The sequence below is a fragment of the Solwaraspora sp. WMMD792 genome (genome assembly GCF_029626105.1).
Classification (GTDB): domain Bacteria; phylum Actinomycetota; class Actinomycetes; order Mycobacteriales; family Micromonosporaceae; genus Micromonospora_E.
In genome coordinates this window covers 5636852-5650555 of sequence record NZ_JARUBH010000009.1, presented here as the reverse complement: position 1 = coordinate 5650555, position 13704 = coordinate 5636852, and the positions used below count along the sequence as shown (strand labels likewise).

Annotated in this window: 13 protein-coding genes; 7 read left to right on the top strand and 6 right to left on the bottom strand. The window is 70.9% G+C overall.

The features are described 5' to 3' along the window. Positions 1 to 80: 80 nt before the first annotated feature. Positions 81 to 2513 (bottom strand): carboxypeptidase regulatory-like domain-containing protein, encoded by a 2433-nt coding sequence (locus tag O7629_RS26295; protein WP_278172518.1) that lies wholly within the window; start codon positions 2511 to 2513, stop codon positions 81 to 83. 196 nt (positions 2514 to 2709) lie between these two features. On the opposite strand from O7629_RS26295, the gene O7629_RS26290 reads away from it, so the two are divergent. The 5 genes from O7629_RS26290 to amcA all read left to right on the top strand — a co-directional run bounded on the left by O7629_RS26290 (position 2710) and on the right by amcA (position 7597). Then, positions 2710 to 3024, top strand: coding sequence for a sterol carrier family protein (locus tag O7629_RS26290; protein WP_278172517.1), 315 nt, complete (start codon positions 2710 to 2712; stop codon positions 3022 to 3024). A 189-nt stretch (positions 3025 to 3213) separates the two neighbouring features. Next, positions 3214 to 4800 (top strand): amidophosphoribosyltransferase, encoded by a 1587-nt coding sequence (purF, locus tag O7629_RS26285; protein ID WP_233606602.1) that lies wholly within the window; start codon positions 3214 to 3216, stop codon positions 4798 to 4800. Between the two features lie 104 nt (positions 4801 to 4904). Then, positions 4905 to 6074, top strand: a complete 1170-nt coding sequence (gene purM / locus O7629_RS26280; protein ID WP_278172514.1) for a phosphoribosylformylglycinamidine cyclo-ligase — start codon at positions 4905 to 4907, stop codon at positions 6072 to 6074. A gap of 190 nt (positions 6075 to 6264) precedes the next feature. Further along, positions 6265 to 7371: a cyclophane-forming radical SAM peptide maturase AmcB gene (amcB, locus tag O7629_RS26275; RefSeq protein ID WP_278174690.1), complete on the top strand. Its 1107-nt coding sequence runs from the start codon at positions 6265 to 6267 to the stop codon at positions 7369 to 7371. Further along, positions 7343 to 7597, top strand: coding sequence for a multiple cyclophane-containing RiPP AmcA (gene amcA / locus O7629_RS26270; protein WP_278172512.1), 255 nt, complete (start codon positions 7343 to 7345; stop codon positions 7595 to 7597). The genes amcB and amcA overlap by 29 nt, the downstream gene beginning before the upstream one ends. Before the next feature lie 232 nt (positions 7598 to 7829). Here amcA and O7629_RS26265 read toward each other — a convergent pair whose 3' ends face one another. Together O7629_RS26265 and O7629_RS26260 are read right to left on the bottom strand one after the other, a co-directional pair. Continuing rightward, the gene (locus O7629_RS26265; RefSeq protein ID WP_123606444.1) at positions 7830 to 8051 is read right to left on the bottom strand and encodes a DUF3073 domain-containing protein; all 222 of its coding nucleotides are present in this window, start codon (positions 8049 to 8051) and stop codon (positions 7830 to 7832) included. A gap of 318 nt (positions 8052 to 8369) precedes the next feature. Then, a complete protein-coding gene (locus O7629_RS26260; RefSeq protein WP_278172511.1) occupies positions 8370 to 9488 on the bottom strand; it encodes a Glu/Leu/Phe/Val dehydrogenase dimerization domain-containing protein in 1119 nt (372 codons plus the stop codon). Positions 9489 to 9661: 173 nt separating this feature from the next. Between O7629_RS26260 and O7629_RS26255 the strand changes: the two genes are divergently transcribed. Continuing rightward, positions 9662 to 10510: a hypothetical protein gene (locus O7629_RS26255; protein ID WP_123606442.1), complete on the top strand. Its 849-nt coding sequence runs from the start codon at positions 9662 to 9664 to the stop codon at positions 10508 to 10510. 289 nt (positions 10511 to 10799) lie between these two features. Then, positions 10800 to 11009: a BldC family transcriptional regulator gene (locus tag O7629_RS26250; protein WP_007073996.1), complete on the top strand. Its 210-nt coding sequence runs from the start codon at positions 10800 to 10802 to the stop codon at positions 11007 to 11009. Positions 11010 to 11168: 159 nt separating this feature from the next. Here O7629_RS26250 and O7629_RS26245 read toward each other — a convergent pair whose 3' ends face one another. The 3 genes from O7629_RS26245 to O7629_RS26235 all read right to left on the bottom strand — a co-directional run bounded on the left by O7629_RS26245 (position 11169) and on the right by O7629_RS26235 (position 13591). Continuing rightward, a complete protein-coding gene (locus O7629_RS26245) occupies positions 11169 to 11417 on the bottom strand; it encodes a hypothetical protein (protein WP_278172509.1) in 249 nt (82 codons plus the stop codon). 90 nt (positions 11418 to 11507) lie between these two features. After that, entirely contained in the window at positions 11508 to 12095 is a 588-nt protein-coding gene (locus tag O7629_RS26240) for a hypothetical protein (protein ID WP_278172507.1), read from the bottom strand. 149 nt (positions 12096 to 12244) lie between these two features. Further along, positions 12245 to 13591, bottom strand: coding sequence for an ABC transporter substrate-binding protein (locus tag O7629_RS26235; protein WP_278174689.1), 1347 nt, complete (start codon positions 13589 to 13591; stop codon positions 12245 to 12247). Between the last annotated feature and the right edge of the window lie 113 nt (positions 13592 to 13704).

The following is a 13704-nucleotide window of genomic DNA, read 5'->3' as shown; positions in this document are numbered from 1 at the left end:
TCGGCAGGCTGACTGACCGACGAGATGGGCCGGACCCGAACGGGTCCGGCCCATCTCATCGATGTGGCGTCGAGTGGCCGTCAGTCGTCGAGCCAGTCGAGGGAACGTCGCTCACCCCGGTTGCCTGCCTGCGGCGTGGCACCGTGCCGAGGTTGGTCGCCAGGCGGCTGCTCGGCGCCGTACGGCTGCTGGTCGTAGGGCTGCTGTCCGTACGGCATCTGCTGGTCGTAGCCGCCCCGTTGGTCCGGGACGCGGCGGTCGTCGTAGCCGCCGCCCGCAGGCGGGTAGCCGCCACCTTGGTCGTAGCCGCCACCGGTTGGGGAGCCGTACCCGCCCGGTTCCCGGCCGGACTCGTAGCCCGCCGACCCGCCGGGGCCGTAGCCCGCCGACCCGCCGGGGCCGTAGCCCGGCGACCCGTAGCCCTGGTCGGAGCCGTATCCGCTGCCCCGGTCGCCACCGTAGCCACCGCCCGGGTAGCCCGCATCGGGGTAACCGCCGGCCTGGGGTGGGCTTTCTCCGTAGCTTCCGCCGTAACCGGCACTTCCGCCGTAACCGCCGCCGTCCGGCCCGTAGCCAGGGCTGCCGCCCCGGTAGCCGGGCTGCGGCGGTTCCGGACCACGCGGTGGTGGCGGCACATCGCCCCGCCCCTGATCCGGGCCAGGGTAACCAGCGGATTCGTACGGTGGGCCGGACTGCCCGTAGCTGCCCGGCTCGTAGCGCCCGGTCGGCTCGTCGTAACGGTCGGTGCCGTACCCGCCGGCGGGGGAGTCCGCTCCGTACCTGGCACCGGAGTAGCCCGCGCCGCCGGCGTCGCCGTAGCCTCGGCCGCCGCGGTAGCCGCCGGCCTCGTCGGCTGGCGGCCGACCGGCAGGCTCGCCGTACTGACCGGGTACCGGCGGGGTGCCGTAGGTGCCGGGTGCCCCGGACGACGGGGCGTTGCCGCCATATGGGCCGCCGGATGACGGGGCACCGCCGTACGGGCCGCCGGATGACGGGGCACCGCCGTACGGGCCGCCCGACGAGGGCGGGGTGCCGTAGGTGCCGGGTGCCCCGGAGGACGGGGCGTTGCCGCCGTACTGACTGCCGCCGTAGGTGCCGCCCGGGCGGGCCGCGCCGCCGGGTCCGCCGTAGCCGGACCCGGCCCCACTGCCCGGCTGGTCGGCGCCGGGAACCGCGCCGTACACGCTGGTGGCACCGGCGGGGCCGGAGCCGTAGCCGGGTTGGGTCGGCGGTCCACCCCAGCCCGGGCGCTGGTCCGCGCCGTACCGTGGCTCGGGCCCGGCCGGCGGGTTCGGGCCGGGGGGCGGCGGAGCACCGTACGGGTCGGGGAACTCGTCCTTGATCGGTGGCATCTGGTGCAGCATCGTCGGCGCGTCCGACAGCGACGGCCGGGTCACCATCGTGGCGTCGGAGACCGGACCGGGCGGCATCGGCGGCATCGCCACCCGGGTCGCGTCGTCGGCACCGTGGTAGACGCCGCGACTGCCCGGCGGGGCGGCCCGCCCGCCAGCTGGATCGTCGTCGTCGGCCGGCTCCGGTCCGTCGTCGACGTCGCCATCCTTGCGCCGTACCAGCAGCAGCACGATGGCCCCGACACCGAGCGCGACCAGCAGACCGCCCATGATGATCAGCAGCCAGGAGCCCATCCCCCCGCCGCTGCTCTCGTTCGCCAGGTTCTGGGTGTCGACCGGTGGGGCGTCGGTGGCCGCGCCGCTCGGCGTCGCCTCGGCGGTCGCCGACGGGGTCGCCTCGGGGGTGGCCGACGGGGTCGGCTCCACGTTCGACTTCAGGGTGATCCGGTCGACGGTGATCGACTGCCCGGCGGCGGCGGTGACGACCTTCACATCGCTGTCGTCGTACTTGTCGGCGGTCGCCGCGATCCGGATGTCGCCGGGGGCGATGGGCCGGTCGTTGCTGGAGGTGAACCGGTAGTTGCCGTTGGCGTTGGTGGTGGTGTCGTAGCTGTTGTTCTGCGAGTCGCTCATCACGACCACGGCGCCTTCGATCGGTTCACCGGTGGAGACGTCGGTGACCTTGCCGGCGACCTCCTTCACCCGGGGCGCCTCCTGCGGCCCGCGGACCGAGACGTCGCGCTGGACGCGGCCGTTCTCCCCGTCGACCACGGCGACGATCTCCACCCGGCCGTTGCGGTTCTGGTTGGTCCCGACGTTGCCGGCGATCAGCTCGACCGTGTATTCCTTGCTCGCGCCCCGCTCGATCGTGTCGGTGAAGTCGCACTGACCTTCGCACCGCAGCTCGTTGATGTTCGTGGCGACCCGGATGTTGAAGGACGTCCCGCCCTCCACCTCTTCGCCCGCCGGGTTGTTGTTGACGATCTTGAACACGAGGGTGGCCCGGCCACCGGAGCTGAGGTTGGCGTTGGAGAGGCTGGTGATGGTGACTGTGGGTGCAGCGGCGGCCGCTGGCGCGGCGGGCAGGCCGACTAGTGTGACGGCAGCCAGCGCTGCGACAACACCGGCCCGCGAAAGCCAGGCTCGTAGGTGTGTTGTCACGTCCACCGCCTTCCGGTTTGATCCTTCCCCCGCACCAGGATTCGGGCAGGGGTCACCCGTGACGAGTACACCGTCGGCAACTATGCCTTGCCGGGACGGATGTGCGCGACCCAGGGGCGGGAGCAACTGGTACCGGAGCTAGTCGTATCGTCCCGATGTGTCCTCTCCGTACAGTAAGTCCACTACGGTCGCCGCCGTGCGGGACGCCCTGGCGGCCGGTGCCGTCCCCGCCCGTGTGCAGCTACGCGATGCGGTCCGCCTGCTGTTGGCGGCGCTGGCCGAGCGAGCGCCGGGCCGATCGGTGGAGGTCCGTGTCCCACCTTACGGTGCAATTCAGTGTGTAGCCGGGCCGCGACACACCCGTGGCACCCCCGCGAACGTGGTGGAGATCGACCCGGTGACCTGGGTGCTGCTGGCGACCGGCGATCTCGACTGGGCCTCGGCCGTGGCGAACGGACAAATCTCTGCGAGTGGTCCGAGGTCCGATATATCGCCGTACCTGCCGCTGTGAGCCGGGCCGGCGATTTGCCGGCCGGCTGCGGCGGTCACCCGGCAGGTGTGGGGCCAAATGGAGCACTCTGGGCCAACCGGAACCTCGCGTACACTGTTCGGCGACGGTAGTCCGGTGACACCCCGCGCTGAGGCGTGCAGGCCACGTGCAGGCCAGGCGTCAGTGCAGACCAGTACGAGGGAGCGGCAGGTGCCTCGAGGCGACGGCCGGTTGAGTCACGATCTTGATCCCCAACGACCCGGTCCGCAGGACGCCTGTGGCGTGTTCGGGGTGTGGGCACCGGGGGAAGAGGTCGCGAAGCTCAGCTACTTCGGTCTCTACGCCCTGCAACACCGGGGCCAGGAGGCCGCCGGGATCGCGGTGAGTGACGGCTCCGGCGTGGTGGTCTACAAGGATCTCGGCCTGGTGGCCCAGGTCTTCGACGAGCCGACCCTGGCCAGCCTGCGTGGCCATCTCGCCATCGGGCACGCGCGCTACTCCACCACCGGCGGCTCGACCTGGGAAAATGCCCAGCCGACGATCAAGGCGACCAGCGCCGGCACGACGATCGCGCTGGCTCACAACGGCAACCTGGTCAACACCGCCGAGCTGGCCCGCGAGGTGGTCGACCGAGGGCTGTCCGGTGACGGCTCGACCTCGGACACCGCCCTGGTCACCAGCCTGCTGGCCAGCCGCCCGGACCTGTCGGTCGAGGCCGCGGCGCTGGAGGTGCTGCCGACCCTGCGGGGCGCGTTCAGCTTCGTCTTCATGGACGAGACCACGCTGTACGCGGCCCGCGACCCGCACGGCGTCCGGCCCCTGGTGCTCGGCCGGCTGGAGCGGGGCTGGGTGGTCGCCAGCGAGACCGCCGCGCTGGACATCGTCGGCGCCACCGTGGTCCGCGAGGTGGAGCCGGGTGAGTTGATCGCCATCGACGAGCACGGGCTGCGGTCGGCCCGGTTCGCCCCGCCGGAGCCGAAGGGCTGCCTGTTCGAGTACGTGTACATCGCCCGCCCGGACACCACCATCGCCGGGCGGAACGTGCACGCCGCCCGGGTGCAGATCGGCCGTCGACTGGCCCGGGAGCACCCGGTCGAGGCGGATCTGGTGATCCCGGTGCCGGAGTCGGGCACGCCGGCCGCGATCGGCTACGCCGAGCAGTCCGGCATCACCTACGGCGCCGGCCTGATGAAGAACTCGTACGTCGGCCGTACGTTCATCCAGCCCTCCCAGACGCTGCGCCAGCTCGGCATCCGGTTGAAGCTCAACCCGCTGCGCGAGAACGTCCGTGGCAAGCGCCTGGTGGTGGTCGACGATTCGATCGTGCGGGGCAACACCCAGCGGGCGATTGTGCGGATGCTGCGCGAGGCGGGTGCCCTGGAGGTGCACGTACGCATCTCGTCACCGCCGGTGAGCTGGCCGTGCTTCTACGGCATCGACTTCGCCACCCGGGCTGAACTGCTGGCCAACGGGCTGGACACTGAGGGTATACGCCGGTCCATCGGTGCGGATACTCTCGGTTATGTCTCGCTTGCCGGTCTGATAGCGGCAACCGAGCAGCCGAAGACACGATTGTGTCGGGCATGTTTCGATGGGGAGTACCCGATCGAGTTGCCAGCTGGCAATCTGATCGGCAAGCACGTGCTCGAAGGTGTGGACCGCCGGGTCGCTGGCGGGGTCGGCCATCCGGGGGACATCACCGAGCAGGACTATCAGGCCGGTGGCGACCGGACCGGCCCGGGCGCTCAACGGTTCGCTGTCAGCACTGGCGGCCCCGAGGCCCTGCACCGCCCGTAGCACCGGCCGGACCGGCCTCGGTCGTCCGACCGGCAGCCCGAGTCGAGCGATCCTCGACAGCTACCCGACGCGGCCCCGCCGCGAGAAGCACAAAGGGGAGAACCGTGACGCACGTGACTGAGCGCGGCAGCGCGGACGTCGGCCCGACCGCCGACGACTCCGGCGCCCGGACGGTCAACCGCCAGCCGTGGACGGCCAGCGCCGGCCGGCCCGGCCGCAAACGCACGGTGACGTACGCGGACGCCGGCGTCTCCATCCACGCCGGTGAGCGCGCCGTCGAGCTGCTCAAGTCGAAGGTGCACAAAACCACCCGGCCCGAGGTGATGGGCGACATCGGTGGCTTCGCCGGGCTCTTCCGGCTCGACGTGCAGAAGTACCGGCACCCGATCCTGGCCTCGTCGACCGACGGGGTGGGCACCAAGCTGGTCATCGCCCAGCAGATGAACATCCACGACACGGTCGGCATCGACCTGGTCGCGATGGTGGTCGACGACCTGGTCGCCTGCGGGGCGGAGCCGCTGTTCCTGCTCGACTACATCGCCTGCGGCGAGGTCGTGCCGGACAAGGTCGCCGAGATCGGCGCCGGCATCTCCGACGGCTGCCGGTACGCCGGCTGCGCGCTGCTCGGCGGCGAGACCGCCGAACACCCCGGGGTGCTGCGGCCGGACGAGTACGACGTCTCCGCGACCGGCGTCGGCGTGGTCGAGGAGAGCGAGATCCTCGGCCGGGACCGCGTCGAGGTGGGCGACGTGGTGATCGCGATGCGGTCCTCCGGTCTGCACTCCAACGGCTACTCGCTGGTCCGCCACGTGCTGCTCGGCGCCGGTCGGATGCGGCTGGACACGGTGGTCGAGGATTTCGGCCGGCAGCGGACCCTGGGCGAGGAGCTGCTCACCCCGACCAAGATCTACGCCCGGGACTGCCTGAAACTGATCGAGGAGTGCGAGGTCCGGGCCCTGGCCCACGTGACCGGCGGTGGCATCCCCGGAAACCTGGTGCGGATCCTCCCCGAGCACGTCGACGCGCTGGTCAACCGCGCCACCTGGAAGCCGCAGCCGATCTTCGACCTGGTGCAGGCGAAGGGGCGGATCGAGGACAACGAGATGGAGTCGACGTTCAACATGGGCGTCGGCATGTTCGCCATCGTCTCCGCCCAGGACGCCGACCGGGCGCTCGCCTGCCTGACCGGCAGCGGCATCGACGCCTGGCAGGCCGGCGACATCATCGAGGGCACCGGCACCGTACAGATGGTCGGCCACCACACCCGGGGCTGACAGCGGGCCGCTGCCGCGCCACCGTGGCGGGTCGTCGCCGCCGCGCTCTGGCGGGCCGTACCGCCGATTCACCTCGGCAGACCCCGACACCTAGCCTGAAACGACATCCGTCACAGGCAGGAGGATGGGGATGAGCAGGGCCGAAACCCGGCAGGACCCGGCCGGTGGGGGGCGGCCGGCCCCCACCGGCATGCGCGGCGTGGCGACCGTCCCGAGCTACGTCGTCATGCAACCCACTACGCTGTGCAACCTGGACTGCAGCTACTGCTACCTGCCGCTGCGGGCAGCCAACCGACGGATGCCGGTCCCCGTGGCCGCCGCCGTCGCCCGACCGGTGAACATCTGGGCCGCGCAGCAGGGACGCCGGTTCTCCGTGGTCTGGCACGGCGGTGAGCCGTTGGCCGCCGGGCGGGACCACCTGGCGGCGCTGATCAGCCCGTTCAGCGCCGACGTGGAGCACCATGTGCAGACCAACGCGACCTTGATCGACGACCCCTGGTGCGAGTTCTTCCGCGAACACCGGATCCGGGTCAGCGTCAGCGTCGACGGCCCGCGGGCGCGTAACGACAGCCGGCACACCCGGGGTGGTCGGCCCGCGTACGACCAGATCCGGAGCGGTGTCGAAGCGCTACGTCGGCACGGGATCGAATTCTCGGCGCTCTGCGTGGTCAGCGACCCGAGCCCCGGCCTGGCCACCGAGCTGTACCGGTTCTTCCTCGACCTCGGCTGTGACGTGCTGGGCGTCAACATCGAGGAGACGGAGGGCGTGAACGTCCGGTCGAACCGCTGGCCGGACCGGGCCGTCGCCGGCTTCTGGGCGGAACTGGTCGGAGCCTGGCGGCAGGCACCGCGGATCCATCTGCGCGAGGTGGAATGGTCACTGCGGTACGCGGCAGCCGTACTCGACGGCACGGCCGACGAGGTGCTGCCCCGCCAGCTCGACCCGATCCCCACCATCGGGTACGACGGGTCGGTGGTGCTGCTCTCGCCGGAGCTGGCCGGCTTCTCCGACCCGCGGTACGGGGACTTCACCAGCGGAAACGTGTTGGCCAGCGGGCTGGCCGAGATCCTCGCCACGCCGGAACGGACACCCTGGGTCACCGAGTTCGTGGCGGGCGTCGAGGCATGCCGGACCACCTGCCCGTACTTCGGGTTCTGCGGAGGTGGTCACGCTGCCAACCGTTACTTCGAACACGGGCGTTTTGATGGTACGGAGACCAACCACTGCCGTAACAGCAAGATCCATCTACTGGAGGGAGTGTTGGCCCATGCCAGAGACCAGCCGGCAGCGGCCTGAACCGGTCGGCGCGGCCCCGGGAGCCACCGTCGCCGAGGCAGGTGGCGACGATCAGGTGGCGGACCGGGTGTACGCCGTCCGGGACGGTCTGGCACTGCTGCTCGCCGAAGCGGAACAGGCCCGGCGGCGTCGCGCCGAGGCAGCCGGTGCCGACGGCGCGGTCTGCGCCTGGAACCACTTCGAGAACATCCCGACCTTCTACAACTGGAACAACCGCCCCCGTTGACCGCTCCGACCAGCGCGTATCTGGCGCCCTGCCCGGCCCCGTCCCCGGGCAGGGCGGCACCTATCAGTCGCCCGCCTGGCGCGACGGACATCCGGTGGTGCCTACCCCGTTCGGGGTACGCACCACCGGATGGTGGCATTCCGACAGACGTACGGCGACCAGCCGGGCCGGAGTCCTCGTCGACATGAATCAGCACGCGGACACTGACCGCGTGCTCTGATCAGTCGGACCCTCAGCGGGACGATGAGGGTGTCCAGTTACCCCGGTCGTCGTCGGCTGGGTCGTCCTCGTCATCGTCGTCGAGGTACGGATCGTACTCGTCGTCGAAATCACGGTCCGACTTGCCGCTGCCGGCGAGCTCTCGCTGCAAGGCGGCGAGGTCGGTGTTCGGGGAGTGGTATTTCAGCTCCCTGGCCACCTTTGTCTGCTTGGCCTTAGCACGGCCGCGCCCCATGGCTCGACCCCCTCGCACAGAATTCGGGGCAGCCCGAAGGCGGGCCCCGATGACGTCAGGCATCTCTCGTGGCTCTTACGGTACATGGGCGGACCCAGGTTCGGCACCTCGGGTTGCATCGGGTCGCTCCCGCGCGTCATCGGCGGCCGACATCGTCAGGGGCAGCGGCGGGGTCCGTCACGGGCAGCGGCGGGGTAAGGAGCCCGATCCCCGCCGCTCGTGACCCGTACGGGTGATTCTCCACACGCCCGGTGACGGCCACCCGGGGCGGACCGGCGAGTCAGCGCCCAGGACGGCGGCGCTCGGGTTGGCGGTGGCTCACCGGAGATGGATCGCGCGCAGCCGACCGACCTCGGCCATCCGGCGTTCGGCGAGCCGGTCGGCCGCCACCGCCGGGGGTACGCCCTCCCGGTCGGCGCTGCGCAGGATCTCCCGGGTGGTCTGGTAGATACCGGTCGCTCGGGCCTTGGCCCGGTCGAAGTCGAACCCGTACCGGCCGTTGGCCGACGGTGTGGCGGCCCCGGTCACCTCGTCGGCCACCTGGATCACCCCACCGGCGTTGACCACGTAGTCCGGGGCGTAGAGGATGCCCCGTTCGGCGAGCAACTTCTCGACGCCGGGGTGGGCCAACTGGTTGTTGGCGGCCCCGGCGACGATCTCGGCCCGCAGGGCCGGCACGGTGTCGTCGTCGAGCGCCCCACCGAGCGCGCAGGGCGCGTAGACGTCGATCTCCTGACGGATCAGCACGTCGGTGTCGTCCACCAGGTCGACCTGCGGGTAGGTGCTCCGGGCCCAGTCCACCGCCCGTTCGCTGACGTCGGTGGCCACCACCGCGGCTCCGTCGTCGAGCAGGTGACCGGTCAGCTGCCGGCCGACCTTGCCGAGCCCGGCGACGCCGACCCGCCGGCCGGCGAGGCTGGCCGAACCCCAGCGGTGCTCGGCGGCGGCGCGCATGCCCTGGAACACCCCCCAGGCGGTGAGCTCGGAGGAGTCACCGGCCCCGCCCTGCTCGCGACTACGCCCGGTGGCGAACCGGGTCTCCCGGGCCACGACGTCCATGTCCGGCACGTAGGTGCCGACGTCACAGGCGGTGTAGTAGCGCCCGCCGAGCGATTCGACGAACCGGCCGTACGCGCGCAGCAGCGGCTCGGTCTTGAGCTGCTCCGGGTCGCCCCAGATGACTGCTTTGCCGCCACCGAGGTCCAGTCCGGCCATCGCGTTCTTGTAGGCCATCCCCCGGGACAGCTCCAGCACGTCGTGCAGGGCGTCGGCCTCGGAGGCGTACGGGTAGAACCGGGTGCCGCCGAGCGCCGGCCCGAGCGCGGTCGAGTAGATGGCGATGATCGCTCGTAGCCCGGTCGGCTGGTCCTGGCAGAAGACGACCTGTTCGTGCCCGGTGGCGGTGCCGGGGCCGGCAGTGGTGGTGAAGACGCCCATGTCTGCTCCTGAGACGGTGTCGGCACCCTCGTGAGGTGCGTCCGGTGCGCCGGGCCGGTGGGCCCTGCTGGCTCCGAGCCTAGTATCGGCCGCAGCGCGACGGACCAGCCCGCTGCGGGGGTGTTTGCCCCCGGCAGGGGCGGTGTCGTGCGGTTTCGTGGGAGGATCGCGCCGTGCCGTCCCTCTTCGCTTCCTTCGCCTCATACCTGCGGGTGTACGAGCCGCTGGCCGCGTTCGACCGTGAGCGTCAGGTCTACTGGCGCCGATACGTGCGGGAAGGCCGCGCGGTCGGCCCGCTGGAAGGGCCGGGCCGGCAGCGGACGGCCGTGATCGAGGCGCTCGGCGCGGGCTGGACCCGGCTGCCCGACCTGCCGGACGAGGCGTACGTGCTGGAGTCGGACGACACGCTGCTGGTCTGCCCATGGAACCTGCGGGTGCGGGTAGCGGAGGCGGCGTTGAGCGCGCGCGACGGTGTCCCGTCGGTGTTGGCCGACGCGTTCGTCCCGCCGGTACTGGCCGGTCAGGCCAGGGCGGTGATCGACGACTGGCGCAGCGGGGCCCGGGTTCTGGAGCACGGGGTGCCGCGGGTGCACGAGCAGGCCGCCACCTGGGGGGTGCCGTTGCGATGGTTCGTCTTCGTGGACCTGGCCGAGCGTGACCTGATCGTCACTGGGGCGCGCCGGGCGCTGCGCTATCGGACCGAGATCTCCAAGGCCCGTCGCCGGGCGTCGCGCGGACTGTCGGTGTTGCGCAAGTCGGTGGGGGATGCGCCGATCACCGAGGCGGTGGAAGAGAGCGCCCGGTGGCTCGAGGAGTTCCATCCCCGGTCGGTGGTGGAGCTTGACTACGGTGGGTTGGTGCGGCTGCTGCCGGACGAGACGCTGGAGGCCGACGATTCGCCGGGTCTGGTGAGCGCCGGGCTGGCGGCGCTCGGCCGGGGCGACGCCGAGGCGGCCGGCGAGGCGTACGAGAAGCTGGTTGCCCGGTGGCGTGCCGTTCAGCTACTGGAGCGCTGCAACTAGTAGTCGATCAAAAGGACGAATCGGTTTCAATCACCGGGTATTAGGCGCAGATTCTGCCGCGAATCCTGAATAAGATTCGTAATCACCCGTTCACGACCGGTGATCAAGAGTCCGATTATGGTATGTTCTGTCACAAAAAAGGGATAAAAATCGGTCATTGCTCATCCGTCCATCCAAGGACGTTCGGCCGTTCGGCCCATGTCGGACATCGGGGACTAGCCGGACCATGGGAGACGCGTCGGCCGGCGGGACCCCGGCCGATGTCTATAGCACTGTGGAGGAGTGACTGATGGCATCGCGTACGCACGAACCAGAGCCGTTGCTCACGCCGGCCGAGGTGGCGTCGATGTTCCGAGTCGACCCGAAAACCGTCACCCGGTGGGCGAAGGCCGGCAAGCTCAGCGCCATACGGACGTTGGGCGGCCACCGCCGATACCGGGAGTCGGAAGTACGTGCCCTGCTGCAGGGGCAGATTCCCCAGCAGCGGCAGGGTGATTGACTGGCCTCTCCAAGTGGCTGACATCGGCTACGCCAAGGGGCGGTGATCCCGGTTCGTCCGGGGTCACCGCCCCTTGTTTCATGGACGTCGACGTGCACTGCGTCGACGGCGGCCCGGCGGAGATCCGCCGGGCCGCCGTCGTCACGATGCGTACCGTACTCAGCTCGCCGGCGGGTGCCCGCCGTCGCCGTCGACCACCTCGTCCGGGGTGCCGTCCTCGTCCAGATCGACCATGGTGATGTCCACCTTGCCGTCCCCGTCGGTGTCGAACTGGTACATGTCGGCCTTGCCGTCCCCGTCGGTGTCGACCACCCAGACGTCGGTCTGCCCGTCGTTGTTGGTGTCGGCCTTGAGCAGATCGACGCGATCGTCACCGCGCGTCTCCACCGACTCCTGTGCCTCGGTCATCCCAGGTCCCTCCATCGCTCAGTCACAACAGCTGCGGATGTCGACAGTAGGGTGCCATCCGGCCGGCCGCGACCCGGGCGCGACCCGGCCTCACCTCGCCGCGTACGGGTTGACCGTCGGATGCAGGTAGGTCACCGTCTCCGGCACGCCGTCCTGGTCGGCGTCGCGCAGCGTCTGGTCCGCCCGACCGTCGTAGTCGGTGTCCTGGACCCAGGTGTCCGTCCGTCCGTCGTGATCGGTGTCGGCCGCCACCTGGTCGATCAGGCCGTCACCGTCGGTGTCGGTGGCGACGACGTCGATCCAGCCGTCGCCGTTGGTGTCCGCGCTGACCTCGTCGACCAGCCCGTCGCCGTCGAAGTCGCGCAGCATGCTCTCCAGCCGACCGTCCCCGTCGCCATCGACGTACGCGGCCTCCGCCAGCCCGTCGCCGTCACCGTCGTGCAGGACCACGTCGGCGAGGCCGTCCCCGTCCCGGTCGACCAGCACGTCGGTGGAGCCGTCAAGATTGTGTTGGACGATCGTGTAGGACCCACCGTCGCCGTACGGCTCGACGCCGTAAGGGCCGTCGCCGTACGGCTCGTAGCCGGCATCGTCGTGGCCCGGGTCGCCGCTCGGGCCCAGTCCCTGTTCCGCTTCGACCGCCTCGTCACCGAGGGCCGGATCGACCCACTCACTCATCCTGCCGCCTCTTCCGCAGATCGTCCTGGCTGCTGACAAGGGAAACCGTACGCAGCGGCGACCTGCCTGTGATCCCGAGAAAGTGCCAGCTGGACGGACCGGCCGGCGGGGGACCGGCGACCGCCGGCCCGATCTGCTACCGGCCCGGTCTACTCGGCGATCGGCAGCCCGGCTGCGGCCAGCGACTTGATCACCTCGGCCGACTCGGCGAAACCGATGATCAGGATCGCGTCCGCGCCGAACGCCTTGATCTCCTGGGCTTCACTGTCGAAGTTCACCGGCGGCGCGTCCGCGCCAGCCGGCGGCTCGTAGCTGAGCAGCTTGAGCCGGTCCGGTCCGACCCCGGCCCGGTCCAGCTCCGCCCGGACGTTCTCCTGCAGGCCCTCGCCGTACGAGTCCCTGCGGGCCACCAGTGCGATCCGCTGCGACCCGTCCCGCAGGATCACGTCGGCGAGCGCCCGCCCCTGCAGCAGGTCCGACGGCGCGGTACGGAAGTACAGCCCCTGGTCGTCGACCTCGCTCAGCCCGGCGTCGGTGTTGCTGGGCGAGAACAGGATCAGCCCGGCGGCCGCCACGTCCGGCAGCACCTCGCGGGAGATGCCGGACGCACCGGCACCGATGATGACGTGCACCCCTTCGTCGACGTGCCCGGCGACGGTCCGGCGGGCCACGTCCGGGTTGGTCCCGTCGTCGCCGTCGAACCACTCGACCGGCTCACCGAGCACCCCGCCGGCCTCGTTGATCTCCCGGACCGCGAGCGCCGCGCCGGCCGCCAACGGCGGGTACGCCAACGCCAGGTCGCCGGTGCGCGGCAGCAGGCCGCCCAGCTTCAGCGGTGCCTCGGCGCGGGTGGCGAAGGTCTCCGGCTCGGCCGGTGGCGGCGCGGCCGTGGTGGTCGTCGACTCGTCCCCGGCACCGACGAACTCGGTCTTGCCGTCGTTGATCTGGCCGTCGCCGTCGAAGTGCAGGGTGGCGTAGCTGGCGGTGGACGGCTCCCCGGCGTCGGTGAAGCCACCCCGTTTCAGGGAGACCCCCCGGTAGGCGATGTCCGTCCCGTCCCGGGCCAGCTCCAGACATACCGCGACCACGTCGCACTGCTCGCCGCCGGTGGTCACCCCGTTGATCTGGGCGGCGATGTCGGTCGGGTCGGTGCTGCCGGCCAACTGGGTGGCGAGCGCGCTGATCACCACCGCGTCGTACGCCTCGCCGGCGTACAGGAAGTCGTTGAGTTGCCGGTCGACCGTGCGCAGCCTGCTGATGAAGTCGTCCGACAGCGGGGTGAGCGGGCTGGTGCCCTTCATCCCGGTCAGCAGCGTGGTCTGCCCCTCGAACTCTGCCCCGAACGAGTTGCTCATGTTGCCGTCGGTGCCGTACAGCCGCACCGGGTTGACCTGGGACTCCTCGGTGGCCGCCGGTTCGGCGCAGCTCGCCGCGCCGACCAGCATGATTGTGCAGAACGCCAGGGCGGCGGTGCGGGAGCCGCGTGACACGAGCATGGGGACGTCCTCCATCGGCCGAAGGTCCGCAGGGCACCTTAGCGCCTCCTCGGCTGGAACGCGACGTCAGCCGGCCTGCCGGTGACAGCGACCCCGCCAGCGGCTTGACCTCG